10 protein-coding genes are annotated in these 16418 nt (G+C 61.9%); all 10 read right to left on the bottom strand.

Annotation, left to right across the window (positions count from 1 at the left end):
• Positions 1–193: 193 nt before the first annotated feature.
• Positions 194–346, bottom strand: a complete 153-nt coding sequence (locus OA90_RS29455) for a hypothetical protein (RefSeq protein ID WP_244274562.1) — start codon at positions 344–346, stop codon at positions 194–196.
• Positions 347–1079: 733 nt separating this feature from the next.
• The gene (locus OA90_RS07890; protein ID WP_068409155.1) at positions 1080–1691 is read right to left on the bottom strand and encodes a trimeric intracellular cation channel family protein; all 612 of its coding nucleotides are present in this window, start codon (positions 1689–1691) and stop codon (positions 1080–1082) included.
• Between the two features lie 243 nt (positions 1692–1934).
• Complete coding sequence (gene grpE, locus OA90_RS07885; RefSeq protein ID WP_068409153.1) at positions 1935–2567, bottom strand: nucleotide exchange factor GrpE; 633 nt, start codon at positions 2565–2567, stop codon at positions 1935–1937.
• 143 nt (positions 2568–2710) lie between these two features.
• Complete coding sequence (trxA, locus tag OA90_RS07880; RefSeq protein WP_068409151.1) at positions 2711–3031, bottom strand: thioredoxin; 321 nt, start codon at positions 3029–3031, stop codon at positions 2711–2713.
• An 85-nt stretch (positions 3032–3116) separates the two neighbouring features.
• On the bottom strand, positions 3117–6629 hold the full coding sequence (addA, locus tag OA90_RS07875) for a double-strand break repair helicase AddA (RefSeq protein WP_199823637.1): 3513 nt from the start codon (positions 6627–6629) through the stop codon (positions 3117–3119).
• The gene (gene addB, locus OA90_RS07870) at positions 6626–9769 is read right to left on the bottom strand and encodes a double-strand break repair protein AddB (protein WP_068409149.1); all 3144 of its coding nucleotides are present in this window, start codon (positions 9767–9769) and stop codon (positions 6626–6628) included. The genes addA and addB overlap by 4 nt, the downstream gene beginning before the upstream one ends.
• Positions 9770–9771: 2 nt before the next feature.
• Positions 9772–10506: a nucleotidyltransferase family protein gene (locus OA90_RS07865; RefSeq protein WP_068409147.1), complete on the bottom strand. Its 735-nt coding sequence runs from the start codon at positions 10504–10506 to the stop codon at positions 9772–9774.
• A 58-nt stretch (positions 10507–10564) separates the two neighbouring features.
• Positions 10565–12091, bottom strand: coding sequence for a tRNA (adenosine(37)-N6)-threonylcarbamoyltransferase complex ATPase subunit type 1 TsaE (gene tsaE, locus OA90_RS07860; RefSeq protein WP_068409145.1), 1527 nt, complete (start codon positions 12089–12091; stop codon positions 10565–10567).
• On the bottom strand, positions 12092–14602 hold the full coding sequence (locus OA90_RS07855; protein WP_208986027.1) for a PAS domain-containing sensor histidine kinase: 2511 nt from the start codon (positions 14600–14602) through the stop codon (positions 12092–12094).
• Positions 14603–14847: 245 nt separating this feature from the next.
• Positions 14848–16236, bottom strand: coding sequence for an adenosylhomocysteinase (gene ahcY / locus OA90_RS07850; protein ID WP_068409143.1), 1389 nt, complete (start codon positions 16234–16236; stop codon positions 14848–14850).
• Positions 16237–16418: the final 182 nt, after the last annotated feature.

Raw genomic sequence — 16418 nt, 5'->3', positions numbered from 1 at the left:
GTGGATCCTCGGTACAAGTATGTCTATCGGCCGCGTGGAAAGGCTACGAAACGACCGGAGGTGGCCGTCGCCGCAGAGCGTGGCGGACGCGTCGAAGCGGCAAGGCGGCCAAGGAGCAGGACACGGTCACTCACGGGAAAAAGAAATACGTTCGTGGCAACGTGCACTCCAACACGGTCGAAGTATCACCGCCCTATTGAAGCGAACGCAGCTGGGCGTTTATCACCAGCTCAGCAAGCGTCATCTTCAGCGATATATTGACGAGATCATGTTCCGGAAGAACCCGCGCCGGAAGATCGAGACGGTTGACCAGAGAGACGGAGCCGTGCAGCTGCAGATCTGTCACCGCCCGTTTATCGATCAGCTCGAGGACCTCCCGATGAGGGCCGTCGGCCGGCAGGTCAGGAGATCCTCAGAAGGTGGGTTGGAATGGCCGAAACCGATAGCGCCGGGGCACACCGACGCTCCTTCGATGGGATAGAGCGTTCTTCAGCCTCGCCAGGGAGGGCCGATGATGCAATTATCTTCTGATGAATTGTATATTTTGCGCGATCATCGCAGGGGACGCTGCGGGGCACGTTCTTTGGCAAGACCAAGACATCCTGGTTCTCCTCTCACTTGAGGGCCACCCGCTTGTCGTACCACGTCGGCATATGGCAAGCCTAGATGAGCTTGATGATGCAACTGGTGCGGCAATGATGCGTGCTGCAAAAATGGTTGCACGTGCTCTGCGGAATGAAACTCGCTGTGAAGGTGTAAACCTAGTCCTTTCTGATGGGGCTGTGGCAGGACAAGACGTTTTCCATCTGCACCTGCACGTGAAACCCCGTTGGAAAAACGACGATGTCGTCCTGAGCTGGGACACCGCGACTGCGCCAGACTCGAAACGGTCAAACTTGGCGTCGGCGCTGATTGCTCAGCTCTCCGCCCTCATCTAGTTCTCTCTTGCACAACGAGGTCGATCTCAACTGTGATGAGGTTGAGGGCGGATGTGCAGAATTGCCTTTTTTTGGTGGATAGGTACGTAGCGGAACAAGGACGCACGAAAAATCGATGGAGAGACAGGCGGCCAAGGCATGTCAGGAGGTGAATTTGTTGCGATAGCCAGGCAGCGTCCAGCCGAATTCGATAGCGCCACCGCGCAGCACCAGTGCCAGGGAGGCCGCCACGGCGGCCGATAAGGCCGACGGCAATCCGAGCTGCACCAACACAACAAAACCACCGGCTCCGGCGAATGCGGCGCTCACATAGATTTCCGGCTTGACGATCGCCGAGGGTTCGCCGGCTATCGTGTCGCGCAGAATGCCGCCGAATGTGGCAGTCGAGACGCCCATGAGAATCGCGACCAGCACCGTGTCGCCCACGGCCATGGCCTTTGCGACCCCCATCACGCAATAGGCCGAGACGCCGATGGCATCGGCCCAGCGCAGAGGCTTGTGCAGGCGCTCGACCCAATGCGCGAAGAACCACAGAAAGATGCTGACGACCAGACAGACCAGCAGGTACCCCTCATTCTCCACCCAGAACACCGGCACGCCGAGAAGCAGATCCCGCAGGGTTCCGCCACCGATGCCGGTCAGGGTTGCGAAGAACAGCAGAGCGATGAAGTCGAGCTGCTTGCGCGAGGCGACGATACCTCCGGTAATGGCGAAGACCGCGACCCCGACATAATCCAGTACCTGCAGCAGCATCTTGTCGCCTCGTTTCTTGAATGCGTGCCTCGTTGGCCGCGCAACCACCCGATATTCTCGAACCGAGAGGGCTCCCCCCGCCTCGCATGAAGCGTCCCAACGTTTCGAACCCGGGAGATAGGCGGGACAGGGCTGGGGATCCCAGGCTCTGTTTTTAACCGGCTCACCCGTTAAACACAAAACCGCTCCTGCCCTGCGGCAGGAACGGCTTTTTTTAGTCAACAGTCAATTCCCGGTGCGGGGTCAGGCGCTCTTGTCTACCGTCTGTCCGGCTTCCGCGTCAGTGACCTGGGCAGCCTCCTTCGGCCCCCCCTTGGAGACACCGACCATGGCCGGGCGCAGAACCCTTTCACCGATCACGTAGCCGGCCTGAACGACCTGCACCACCGTGTTATTCGGCACTTCGGTGTTGGGAACCTCGAACATGGCCTGATGGAAATTCGGGTCGAATTTCTGGCCTTCGGGCTCAAGCTTCTTCACGCCATTCTTTTCAAGCTGATTGAGGAGATCGCGCTCGATCATCTCGACCCCCTCGATCAGGGCGGCGACACCGGCATCTGCGTTCTTGCGGTCGTCTTCCGGAAGGGCCTCAAGTGCGCGGCGCAGATTGTCCGAAACATTCAGCATGTCGCGCGCGAAGCCGGAGACGGAGTACTGGCGCGCGTCCTTGATTTCCTTTTCGGTGCGCCGGCGGAGATTTTCCATATCCGCCATCGTCCGCAAGGCTCGGTCCTTCAGGTCGGCGTTCTCTGTTTTAAGAACTTCGGTCGGATCCACTCCGGTTTCTTCGGCGGTTTCAGGCTGCGCTGCTGCCGCGCCGGCTTCCGGGGTTGCCGTTGCCGGCTGTTCTTCCGGGGTTTTGTTTTCTTCGCTCATGAATGTTCCGTTTGGCTCATACCGTTTGCGGATGCTTATAAGGCCGGTCGCCGATTTTTCAAAGAGGATCGGCGGATAGGCTGTCGCTTATCCGCCGGATGCGCTCACAATGGTCGGCAGCCGGTAAGCTGCGGAAGAAATGCCTAAAGGGCGCTCTTGATCCAGTCGGAAAGCTTGCCCTTCGGCGCAGCGCCAACCTGCGTCGCCATAGGCTCGCCATCCTTGAAGAGGATCAGCATCGGAATCGAGCGGACGCCGTATTTCATGGCCATGTCCTGATTCTCGTCGATGTTGAGCTTGGTGATCTTCACCTGAGCGCCCATCTCTTCGGAAATTTCTTCGAGAGCCGGTGCAATCATCTTACACGGTCCGCACCATTCCGCCCAGAAGTCGACTACGACCGGGCCGTCGGAATTGAGAACTTCCGTTTCAAAGGAAGCATCGGTGACTTGTGTTGTAGCCATAACAAGATCTCGTGGTTGTGTGCGTTACGCCTACCCGATGTAAGCGTATCAGTTGGCCAGAACGTAGGTAGCGATTGCCCCGCCGTCAAGCTGCTGTGCCATCCGGACGCAGAGCTGCGAATGTTTCTTCGAGGATCTCTTCAGGAATTTCCATCAGCATGGGACCGGCGGTCCACAGCAGATAGGCGCAAACCCTGCGATCCGGGTAAATCTGCTTCAGCATCTGCCGGTAAACACAAAGCTGTGCGCGGTATTCGAGCGGGACCGCATCAACGGTTTCCGGCGGATGAAAGTTGGTTTTGTAATCCACAATCGAGACCCGGTCCGCTTCGACAAGCAACCGGTCGATCTGGCCGGAAATCTCTACTTCCGTATCGTCACCAGCGCGAATCGTCCCGACCAGCGGCACCTCCGCGCGCGCAGGTTCGGCAAAGAGCGGCCTGAACGCCTCCTCGTCAAGAATAGCCGCGACCTCGGCAAGCAACCGGTCCCGGTAGCGCTCGAACTCGGGCTTCAAAGCCTGTTGCAGATAGGCTCCGGCAGCGGCAAGGCGGTTTGCCCCGGGAACATCCGGCAGCAGCTCCAGCAGGCGGTGGACGAGGCGGCCCCGCTCCAGCGGCCAGGATGCCGGTTCCCGGCGGGCCTTCAGACGGGTGAGCGTCGGAACCGGTTCCAGCCCTTCCTTTTCCTCCATGGCCTCGAAGGCGCGCGAGGGCTGCAGGCGTTTTTTCCTCGGCAGTGGCCGGACAGGCGCGGACAGCCAGGATGGCAGCGGCGGCTCCGCGGTCTGTGCGGCGGTGCCGTCCGGATGGCTTTCGGCGGGTGTGGCTGCCTGGGGACGTTCCGAGCCTTGCTGCCAGCGCCAGCCAATGACATTGCCTGCGCTGTCCTTCAACTCCCGGGCTTCGGGCTTCAGCGTCCGTTCGACCATCGAATACCAGCAGCTTTCATGCGCGCCGCGTTTCGGTTCCCAGCCGCAAACGATCAGCCGGTCCTCGGCCCGGGTCAGAGCAACATACAAAAGGCGGCGGTATTCTTCTTCCTGGGTCTGGCGGAGTCCCTGAACGGCTTCGTCGTGCCAGGGCGTGCGGTCGATCCTGGGCGGTAGCCAGACAAGCGCCGGAGGCAGGAGATCGTTTTCAAGCCGCAGGCGCGGCAGAAAGGACGGATCGTGGATAGCACTGACGGGAGGCGCTCCCGGATCGACCAGGATGACGATCTTCGCCTCCAGTCCCTTGGAGCCGTGCACGGTCATGATCCGCACCATGCCCTTTGTGCTGGTCAGTTCGCGCTTGATTTCCGTCGGCGCGGCGGCCATCCAGGCAAGAAACCCTTCCAGGCCCGGCGTGCCGCTTTGCTCATAGGCGATTGTCAACGCCAGGAATTCATCGAGAACGTCATCAACCTCGACGCCGAGCCTTGCGCGAAACGCCCTGCGGCCACCATCGGCCCCGATCAGCCGGGCATAGAATTCATAAGGCGGCACGAAGTCGGCGCGCGCCCGCCAGTCTTCCAGTTTTTCCCGCACCGACCGCCATTTCCCGGATCCTTCCGAGCGTTTGACCAGCATCTGCCAGAGCGTTCCGGGGCGGATCTTTTCGGGTGTCTCGCGGGCGATCTCAAGCAGATCGTCGTCTGCCAGGTCGAACAGCGGGCTCTTGAGAACACTGGCCAGCGAGAGATCATCCTCCGGCAGCAGCAGGAACCTTCCGAGAGCTGCCAGATCCTGAACAGCGATATGCTCGGTCAACACCAGCCGGTCACTGCCCGCTGCCGGAATGTCGAGTTGCTTGAGTTCCCGGTTGAGCGCATCGACAAACGGTCCGCGTTTGCGCACCAGGATCATCACTTCGCCGGGTTCCGCCGTCCCGTCGCGCATCCAGCCGGCGATTTCGGCGGCAATGCGCCTGGCGACCTTCAGCATCGGACTTCCCGAGCCGACATGATCGACAGGCTGGCGCCAGTCTTCCGGCTCCACGATTTCCGCCTCCGTCTCCAGCGGCCAGAGATCGACAATGCCGGGATCCCGGCGGATCGCCTCATGAACCGGTGGCGCGACCTCCTTGGAAAGGCCCTTATGCGCGCTTTCGTACCGGAACACCGTGTCCACGGCGCCGAGCACATCCGGCGTGGAGCGGAAGGAGAGCTGCAGATTGACGGAATGGAACTCCTGCCCGGCTGACATCGCCTGCTGCGAGAACTCCCGGCGCATGGCATCGAAATAGGCCGGAACCGCGCCCTGGAAGGAATAGATCGACTGTTTTTCGTCCCCCACGGCAAACAGCGTGCGCGTTCTTTCATGCGCCCCGGTGCCGGCGAAAAACTCCGCGGCGAGAGACTGGACCACTTCCCACTGGCGCGGGCTGGTGTCCTGGGCCTCATCGACGAGAATGTGATCGAGGCCCTGATCGAGCTTGTACTGCACCCAGAGCGCCGCATCGGACTTTCTCAGGAGGGTGGCCGTCTTGACCACGAGATCCTCGAAGTCGAGATAACCCCTGGCCGTCTTGGCGCTCTCGTAATGACGGATGACGGCATCGGCCAGCCGCAGCAGCGCAACGGTGCCTTCATAGGTCACGACATTGCGCCGCTCGTCCAGAAGCGCAAGCAAACGGGCCTGCTCGTTGAGGAGCGCCTCGACCATATCCGGGAAGGCCGCTGCCACCTTTTTGGTGGCGAGCGACTGGCGCGGCTCCAGCTTTGCCGTCAGGAAGATCTGCAACCAGGCTTCGCGAAACGCCACCGGATCGTTCAGCCGTTCGGCGCTAACAAGCGCGTCCGCCCGGGCCTGATCCGTTTTGCCGCCACTCTTCAGCGCCTCGCCATAGCTGAGACAGACAGACCGGTCGAGCGGACATTCGTCCTTGAACCGCCGGTCGAACGTCTCGAGCCGGATCGAAGGATCGATTTCAAGCAGGCCGGCCAGTTCAGACAGCCCTGCCTGCAGGTCTCCTGCATCGACCGTCCAGCGGCGGAAGGCGTCGCGGTTCTGGATGAGTTCGTCCAGCGCCTTCTGCGCGCCGCCGTCGCTCATCAGGTCGATGACCGTCGCAAGAGCATGGCCGAAAGCGCTGTCCGGTTCCGTCTCCGCCTTGTGCAGCACGCTGGCGCGGGCCGCGGCCATGAACTCGGCGGCAACCCTGTCGTCCAGAACGGCAAAATGCCCGGCGACATTGGCCTCAAGAGGGAACTGGTGCAGCAGGGCTTCGCAGAAGCCGTGGATGGTCTGGATCTTCAGTCCGCCCGGGGTTTCCAGTGCCCTGGCGAACAGCCGCCGCGCCAGAGCGAGGCGTGCGGCGTTCGGCCTGCGGCCCTCGATCTCCTCAAGCTCCGCCGCCAGAGCCGTGTCTTCCATCGTCACCCAGGTGCCAAGGATGCGGAAAACACGGGTAGCCATTTCGGCCGCCGCCGCCTTGGTGAAGGTCAGCGCCAGAATCCGCGCTGGATCCGTCCCATCGAGCAGCAGGCGCACCACGCGGCGGGACAGCACAAAGGTCTTGCCCGATCCGGCGTTGGCGCTCACCCAGGCCGACGCGCGCGGGCGGGAGGCAAGATCCTGCCGCTCTTTTGTCAGCTTCGGGATTTCAATTCCGCTCATGCCGGGTCGTCCTCCGACCCCAATGCCCATTCCTGGGTGCGAGCAAGATGGTCGTAGTCCCCGCTCAGCTGCCGCTCGCGCATCACACGGGCGCGGGAGAGATAACCCGTATCCTCCCTGGCGTAGTGCGCGATCAACTGCTCCAGCCGTGTCCAGGAGTCCTCGACCAGATCCTCAAGGGGCGTTTCCTTCGGATTGCGCAGCGCCTCGATGACCGGCTCCGTTCCGCCTTTCAGCTGCAGATAAAGCAGCTCGCGGATCTCCGCGTTCGCGGGCACGTCCTTGAACCCGGACCGTTTGATCAGCGCCGCCTCCAGCAGCAATTGCGGAGACAGCAGGGCTTCGACCTGCTTCTGGGAAGGAACCTGACCGGTCTTGTAGTCGATCACCGCCAGGCCGCCACTGTCCATAAGGTCGATCCGGTCCGCCCGGCCGCGCAAACGGAACTCGAAGCCGGGCAGTTTCATGTCGACACCGCCGCCGATTTCCAGAAAACGCCTGTCGACGCGCTTTGCCCGCTCGGCTTCGTAGGCGACGAAGCCGGCAGCAATCCTCTGGAAGCGCGGCCACCACAGCGCCCGGATCGCCGGGAAGGCGTCCAACGGTTCGAAAAACCTCTCGCCTATCCCGGTCAGCGCAGCAACAGCAGCGTCGTCGAACGGGGCCGTCCAAGTCATCAGGAATTCCGCCAGAGCGTCGTGAATGAGATTGCCCTTGTCTGCGGCCCCCGGCTCGCCGCCGATGGGATCGACCGGCTGCACCTCCAGGACATGGCGCGCAAAGATGGCATAGGGGTCCCGGATCAGGCGCTCGATTTCGGTGATCGACAAGGTTTTCGGCCGGGCCGCCAGCGGTGGCAGCGGATTGGGCCGGGCAGCCGGTCTGACCGGGCCTTCAGGGCGGTCCAGAACGGCGGCAAGCTGCGTATAGAGACTGCCCTTGCGCTCCATATCCTCCGTAACCGCCGGGCCTGCCAGGGTGGTCAGTCTTTGCAGCCAGCGCGAGGCGACGGTGGGGGCACCATCTGCCCGGGCGGCCCGTGTCAGCATAACCCGCGCGGCGCCCATTCCCTGTGCGAAGTCATGTGCCGACGCACCGAGCCTGCGTTCGGGCGGCTCCAGTCCCATGCCCCGTTTCATCGGCCGGTTAAGCCAGGGATCGTTGCGGGTCCGCTGCGGCCAGATGCCCTCGTTCAGGCCACCAAGAACAACGAAATCGAAGGATTGCAGCCGCGCTTCCATCGGACCCAGGATCTGCACCCTGGGATCGCCCGGCAACTTGCGGCGCACAGCCTGACCGGACATCAGGGCCGGCAGGACGGATGGCCATTCGCCGGGTGGTATTTCCAGCCCGCTGGCTTCGGCTTCCAGAAGGCCGGTCAGAAACTGGGCCAATGCCTCTCCGGCTTCTCCGGCAAAGAGTTCATCGACCGATCCGACTTCATCCACCGCGACCGCCTGAAGTACGTCCACATGGCGGCGGGCGAGTTCGATGATGGAGACGGGTTCCGCCAATTCGGAGAGTTCCTCGAGCGGCGCCAGGGCAGAGGAGAGACGGTCCGCCAGATCGGCGATCACATCCCAGTCTCCCTCGTGGATCTTTTTCCAGCGTGGCACATGGGCTTCGCCTGCCGACGCGCGGCTGGCTTCGATCGCGGCCTTCAATCCGTCTGTTCCCGGACGGGCACGCGGGCCGCGAATGACCCCGCGTTCGAGGGCGCGTGCGGCGGAGCGGATGTCCCGGATCGGCAGGCCGAGCCTGGCAAGCGGATGTTTGAGGAGCGCCAGCAGGTCTATGGGATCACAGCCGTTCAATGCCAGTTTGGCGGCCAGAAGGGCGAGGATCGCCGGTGCGGTCTGATCGAGCGGGCGGCCCGCGCTGTCATCCACCTGGATGTTCCAGCGGGCCAGTTCCGCCGCAACACGGCGCGTCAGCATTCGGTCCGGCGAGATCAGCGCTGCCGTTTCGCCGCGTTCGATGGTTTCCCGCAAAGCAATGGCGACGCCCAAAGCCTCGTCGGCCTCGTTGCGGGCGGTCATGATCGCGACGCCTTGCAAGGCTTGCGCTCTCTGCTCCTGCGATGTCATGTCGAGAAACGCGGTCCAGCTGTCGGACGTGTCCGCCGGCCGCAGGGCTTCGGAGACAAGTTCCTCGCGCAGGACAAGATCTGTGGCCGGTTCCGGCCCAAGCGTCGCCACCTCGGTCCGGGCGACACTCAGGCGGTCGAGAAGCTGCTTCAGGGAATATTGCGGATGCGAGGGGAGAGAGGCTTCGCCGCTTTGGAAAAGCGGCCCTGCCGCCGGTGCACTGCGTGCGCCCAGGGCAGCCCAGGCCCGATCGTCCAGATACCGGTCGAGACCCGGAAGCACGATGACGCCCTGCGCTAGGCTCGCAACAACTTTCAGAAGCTCCGACGTTGCCGGGACCGATCCCGTCACACCCGCCACGATGACCGGCCCGGACAGCGCACTGGCGGACAGGCGGCGGGCTTCACGCCGGATAAGGGTGGAGCGGCGCGCCTTCGGATCCATTTGCTGCCGCTCAGCCAGATGCGCGGGCCAGGCCTCCTGGACGATCTTGAGAAAGTCCAGAGTGATCTGCCAGTAGCGGGCATGGTCTTCCGGCACCAGACCGGTCAGTTCGGACCAGTCGGCCTCTTCCGTCTCGACCTCGTCCATAAGGGTGAGCAGGTCACTGGCGAGCCAGGCGGCATCGGCGGTCGAGGCGGGCACGCCGAGAGGTTCGTCGGACCGGAGGCTCAGCGCTTCCCGGCGCAGCATGCCCTTCCAGGCCTTCACCAGCCGGGTCATCGCCAGATGGCGTTCCAGCAGAGGCATGGCGGGCGGCAGGGCTTCCAGATCCGGCTCGTTTGTCAGGCTCTGGGCATCTTCATCGGCGTCGCCGACTGGCCGGATAGCGGGCAGCAGAACCGGACGGCCGCCGAATTTTTCCTGAAAGAGCTCGGGCAGCAGGCGGGCGGCGCGGCGGGTCGGCAGATAAAGCGTTGCCGTGGACAGCAACATGGGATCATCGAGGGGACGAAAGCCCGGGACGAGGGTTCCGTCCACAAGCGTATCGACAAGCGTCTTGAGAAAGGGAACGGCGGGAGAGACGGAAAAGAGGCGCGGCCGTTCATCCATCCTCAGGCAGCACTTTCCCGAACGGCGTATTCAGCGGCGCGGATGGCATCGGGCGTGCCGATATGGAGCCAGAGCCCTTCCATCTCCACACCAAACAACCGTCCTGCCTCAATCGCCTTGTCGAACAGCAGGTTCATGGAGAACGGGCCGTCAGGCGCGCCCTCGAACAGGCGCGGATGCAGGATCGCCGCGCCAGCATAGGCAAAGGGCGTCACACCTTTTTCCTGCCGCCGGGTCAAGGAGCCATCCCTGGCCAGATCGAAATCGCCCTTGCCGTAATAGCCGACCGACTTGACGGTTTCAGCGATCAGAAGCAAGGCGTCCATGCGGGTCCCGTCCCAGGCGTCGATCATGTGCTCAAGATTGGGTTTGACGCCCTCCACCCAGTAACAGGTATCGGCATTGAGCTGGAAGAACGGCTCGTTTCCGAGCTTGGGCAGAGCCTTGCGGATGCCGCCGCCGGTCTCAAGCAGCTCATCCCGTTCGTCGGAAATCACGATCTCCATGTCCTGGCGGCGGCGCGCATGCACCTCCACCAGATCGGCAAGATAATGCACGTTGACGACGCATTTCTCCACACCCGCCGCGGCGAGCCTGTCCATGCCGTGGTCCATCAGGGCCTGGCCATTGACCTCGATCAGAGGCTTGGGGGTTGTCGCTGTCAGCGGACGCATGCGCTTGCCGAGGCCTGCGGCCATGATCATTGCGTTTTTCGGGCGATAGCGCGTGTCTGTCATGATGTCACTCGGTTGATTGCAAACGGCCCTGTTCGTCCCTCTTATAGCAGGGAGAACCTCAGGGACGGTAACGTGCGTACCAGTCTTTCAAATCCGACATGCCGGGTCTGTCAAGCACCCGGTCGAGGTAACTTTGCATGCGCGGCAAATGACCCAGATAAGCAGGCTTGTGATCGCGTCGCGCCAGCCTGACAAAAATCCCGAGGATCTTTGAAATCCTTTGCGCGGCCATGATTGCATAGGCCTCTGAAAATCCTGCCTTGTCGAAACCGGAGGTCTGGTTTTCCCTTGCCCTGACATAGGCATCGAGAAGCGTCGTTTCCAGCTCCGGAGCGATATCGACCCTAGCGTCGAATGTCAGGGATGCCAGGTCATAGGCCACCGGCCCGATGACGGTATCCTGGAAATCGATCAGGCCGATACGATCAGACCCGCTCGCGCCTTGCTGCCAGAGCAGATTAGGCGAGTGAAAATCGCGCAGCACCCAACCCCGCTGCGCGTCCGCCAAACTGTCCAGCGCGGCTCGCCACAGCGCTTCAAATTCCGCGCGAACACCCTCGCCCACCGGGTTTCCCGTCATCTCCGGTACAAACCAGTCGAGAAACAGGGAGGCTTCGGCGGCCAGGGCTTCGGTCGAATAGTCCGGCACCTGGTAGATAGTTCCCTGACCCAGGTCGACCGCCTGCGGCCAGGCAATGCCGTGCATCCCGGCCAGAACATCGACCGCCGCGCGATAACGTTCCGGGACGGGGATACCGTTTTCGGCAACTGTTTCTGTGCCCAGATATTCGGACAGAACAAGGCCCTTTTCGGGATTCGCCGCGTGGATCGCGGGTGCCAGGAACCCGTGTCGGCGCAGCTCTCCACCGATGGCGATGACGGAGCGGCAATCCTGCGCCAGATGAACCTTCTGCATGTAGGCCCGGACCGTTTCGGAGACGCTGCCGCTCTGGAACGGCCAGCGCATGAGAACAGCCGTCTCGCCGCCGGTTTCGATTTTCTCAAAGGTTCGCAGGGAAGCGTCGCCTGCCAGAAAGCGGCGATCCGCGCCCTGAAACTTCGTCTGTTCCAGAAAGGCACGGATGTCCCGCGTGAACTCTATCCGTTGCCGCCATTGCGGAGACACGGAAAAGAAGCCGAAGACGCGGGCATCGCTGTCTTCATCCGGTTGCCCGATCCGGATCCACAGCGCATCGTCAGGCAGAAGACCGCCTGCCATTTCCGGCCATTCGATCAGGGCCGCCCCGGTGTGGAGAAGATCGTCAAGACCCAGTTCGTCGAGTTCTTCCGGCTCCTCCAGACGGTAAAGGTCGAAGTGGGACAGGTCGAACCGGTCGAAGGCGTAGGTCTGAACCAGGGTGAATGTCGGGCTCGGAACTTCCAGCCCCGGATTGCCGGCGAAGGACCGCAGCAAGGCGCGGGTGAATGTCGACTTTCCGGCCCCCAGATCGCCGGACAGGCAGACGACATCTCCGGCTTTCAGAACCAGCGCAAGGTCATTGGCGAGCTGCCGTGTCGCGGCTTCGTCCGGGATTTCCATCGTAAGGAAGGAAGCCGGCAGCTGCTTCGGATCACGGTCAAACATTTATTCAGCGGCGGCCTGATCCGACAATTCGGGCCGGGCCGGGAAAACGCAGGACACCGTGGTGCCCTCACCTTCGGCGGAGGCGATATCGACGGTGCCGCCGTGCAGTTCCACGAAGCTCTTGACGATTGCCAGACCGAGACCTGCGCCCTGACGGCGGGCTCCGGTGTCGTGACCGACGAAGCGGTTGAACACCTGGGTCAGGATTTCAGCCGGAATGCCATAGCCGTGATCCTTGACGACGAAGGTGACCGAATCGCCTTCCCTGCTGCAGCTGACATCAACCACGCCGTCGGCTTCCGAATAGCGCACGGCGTTGGAAATCAGATTGAACAACACCTGGCGCAGGCGCTTTTCGTCCGCGACCATCATGCCGATGTCTTCCGGAACCTGGGTGCGCAGATTGATCCGGGCTTCCGCGATCCGGTCTTTCAGACCCTCTACGGCGGCGGAGACGGTCGAGGCCACGTCGACCTCGCCAAGGTCCAGTTCCATGATGCCGGCATCGAGCGTCGCCAGATCCAGAATATCGTTGATGATGGCCAGCAGGGCGGATGAAGAGGACTGGATGTATTCGGCGTATTCACCCTGCTTGTCGGACAGGTCGCCGAATTTCGGATCGGACAGAAGCTGGGCGAAGCCGATGATATTGGTCAGGGGCGAACGCAATTCATAGGACACATGCTGGATGAAGGCGTTTTTGATCTGGTCGGCCTGTTCCAGCGCGTCATTCTTCTCAAGCAGCGCGCGTTCCACATTCACGCTGTCGGTGACATCGACGAAGGTCACCAGCGTGCCGCCATCGGGCAGCGGTACGGTCGCATAGTCGAGCACGTCGCCATTGTGGCGTTCCAGGCGGCTGACCTTTTGCGTGCGGTTGTCGAGAAGACCGGTAACGTTGCCTGCAAGCTGCTCCCAGGCGTCCTCTTCGGTCGCGTTCAAGGTGCAGGCCGAGACCACTTCCTTGACATGCGGCAATTCCGCGAGCTGGTCTTCCTGCAGGTTCCAGATGCGGCCGAACGCCGGGTTCCAAAGGCGCAGGCGGCCGTCGGATCCGAACACGGCGACTGCCTCGGACAGATTGTCGAGAGTTTCGCCCTGAACACGGGTCAGCGCATTGTAGCGGCTTTCCAGATCGAGCTGTTCGGTGACATTCTCGTAGATATAGGTAACGCCACCCTGAGGATGCGGATTGGCGATGACACGCAGGGTCCGCCCGTCCGGCAGGTGCCACCAGCTCTCCCTTGCTTCCAGCGACTGGTAGCTCTCCAGCATCTTGTTGCGCCAGACGCGGTAGTCCGCCTGTTCGGGGATCTTGCGCGTGGCGCGCAAGGCATCGAGGACGGCCCCGTCCTCCGGATGACCTTCCAGAAACGCCGGATCGAGATCCCAAAGCTGACGGAATGCGGCATTATAGAACTGCAGCTTGCGGTCATTGCCATAGATGGCGACAGCCGCCGCGAGCTGGTCCAGGGTGCGGCCATGGAATTCTTCCGCGCGGCCGAGTTCCTTGCGCGCCTGTTCCAGCTCACTGATGTCCACGGCAATGCCGGCGCCGCCGACATTCGCGTTGACATCGGTCACCTCGAACACCCGGCGCGCGCCGGAGGCGACAATGGGAATACGGGCATTGAAACAGCCGTCTTCCGTCCTCTGGACGGCCATTGCGGTTCGGGCGGCCGCATCCAGGAAGGTGGCGCCCTGCTTCACGGCACTTGTCGCATCCGGCATTTCGACGGCCTCGGCATAGGCATCGTTCGCCCAGATAAGCGCGCCCTCCGCATCCCGCTGCCAGGCCGGTGCCGGCATAGCATCCAGAAGCGCGTGCAGCATGTGCAGTTCACCGGAGATCTTGGCGTTGCGCGCGGCGAGTTCCGCCTGCATCTGCCGTTCACCGGTCAGGTCGCGCATGCGCAGAACGACCGCGCCGCCGGTGGTGCGGCCCATTGCCTCGACATAGCTGCCGGTGCGGGTCTTCAAGGTGGTGGTGAAAGCTTCGCCGGAGCGGAAAAGCATGTCCAGATAACGCTCCAGATCGCTCGCGCATTTGGCCGTCAGCCAGCTGCCGAAAGCCAGAAGCTGTACCGGCGGACGCGGAACGCCGGACGTCTCCGGCAGGACGCCCCAGATCTGCGGCATGGCGCCGTTGCCGGTCCACACGATCACGCGCTGCTCATCTGTATTGAGCATCGCCTCCAGGCGGTCCACCCGGAGTTTCAGATCGCCCTTTTCCTTTTGCAGCGTTTCAGTCAGGACTGCGGACTGTTTGCGATGGCGGACAAGGGCAGTCGCGGCGGTCACGGCAAAGGCGCACATTCCGCCGAGCGAACCAAAAAGAATCATGCTATCAGGATTTATTGCCGCGATCGTATCGGCAAGCATATCGGCGGAAGCCGGACCGGAAGACAGCCCGAGGCACGCAATTGCGCCACCGCCTGCTTTCAGCGTGTTCAGACTCCAATCTCGCCACGCCGCACCTGATCGCGCGCCGTCCCTGCTGCCTTTCGGCATTCTGTGATCCCCTTATGCCGCCATGTCCCGCCTTTGCGGGCACAGCCCCCGGTCTATGGGAGCAAATCAAAGACAATCGCCTCCTGGCCTCTGATTCGCTTAAACCATAACCTTTTTGAGAATCACGCAGAAGAGTCCGTTTCCGAAAAGTTAACAGGACCCTTCAAATTGAAGGGTCCTGCATTTTTTTGTTCACAGTGCCGAATCAAGGCGATGACTACATCTGGTGCCCCGCCTTCACCCAATCAGTATTTGTAGTGTTCAGCCTTGAACGGACCGGTCTTGTTAATCCCCAGATATTGAGATTGTCCGTCCGTCAGTTCGGTTAACGTGACACCGAGCTTTTCCAGGTGAAGGCGCGCGACCTTCTCGTCCAGATGCTTCGGAAGCACGTAAACCTCGTTCTGATACTGATCGCCCTTGGAGAACAGTTCGATCTGGGCCAGCACCTGGTTGGTGAAGCTGGCGGACATCACGAAGCTCGGGTGGCCGGTCGCGTTGCCCAGGTTCACCAGGCGGCCCTGCGAAAGCAGGATCATGCGTTTGCCGTCCGGGAACTCGTACATGTCGACCTGGTCCTTGACCGGACGGCATCTGGTGTTCTTCAGCGCCGCGACCTGGATCTCGTTGTCGAAGTGACCGATGTTGCAGACGATCGCCATGTCCTTCATGCCGCGCATGTGGTCGAAGGTGATGATGTCCTTGTTACCGGTTGCGGTGACATAGATGTCGCCTTCCGGAAGGGCCTGTTCGATGGTCTTGACCTCGAAACCGTCCATGGACGCCTGCAGGGCGCAGATCGGATCGATCTCGGTGACGATCACGCGGGCGCCGGCGCCGGCCAGAGACTGGGCGGAGCCCTTGCCGACATCGCCATAGCCGCAGACCACGGCAACCTTGCCGGACATCATCACGTCGGTGCCGCGGCGAATGCCGTCGACCAGGGATTCACGGCAGCCGTAACGGTTGTCGAACTTCGACTTGGTGACGCTGTCGTTGACGTTGATCGCCGGGAACGGCAGCGCGCCCTTCTTCTGCATCTCATAAAGACGCAGAACGCCGGTGGTGGTCTCTTCCGAAACGCCCTGGATCAGGTCTTTCTGCTTGGTGAACCAGCCCGGGTTGGCCGCCATGCGCTTCTTGATCTGAGCGAAGAGGCATTCCTCTTCTTCCGACGTCGGGTTCTCGATCAGATCCGTCTCGCCGGCTTCAACCCGCGCACCGATCAGAATGTAGAGAGTGGCGTCGCCACCGTCATCGAGGATCATGTTCGCCCCGTCGGGGAAATCGAAGATCTTGTCGGCGTAGTCCCAATATTCTTCCAGGGTTTCGCCCTTGACGGCGAAGACCGGAACGCCGGTGGCGGCAATGGCAGCGGCAGCCTGATCCTGGGTGGAGTAGATGTTGCAGGAGGCCCAGCGGACTTCCGCGCCCAGCGCGGTCAGGGTCTCGATCAGAACGGCGGTCTGGATCGTCATATGGAGCGAACCGGCAATCCGGGCGCCCTTGAGCGGCTTGGACTCACCGAATTCCGCACGGCAGGCCATCAGGCCCGGCATCTCGTGTTCGGCGATCTCGATTTCGGTACGTCCCCAGTCCGCGAGCCCGATGTCTTTAATAATGTAGTCGGTCATGAAAGTGTCCTGCTTTTGGAGCCAGCTTAAAACGCCGGGCCTTTTGAAGGCGACCGATCCTTCTGACGGGAAGGAGAGCCGATGGGGCTGTCCGGTCACTGTCTTCCGATGTCCGGCATCTGCCGGATATCATTGGGAGGGTTTATAGCCCCAGCGGAGACATCATGCAATAAAGATATAAA

This window comes from Labrenzia sp. OB1 (assembly GCF_001624695.1).
Taxonomy (GTDB): domain Bacteria; phylum Pseudomonadota; class Alphaproteobacteria; order Rhizobiales; family Stappiaceae; genus Roseibium.
Note: the sequence above shows the minus strand (reverse complement) of the source record. Positions and strands in the feature narration are given on the sequence as shown.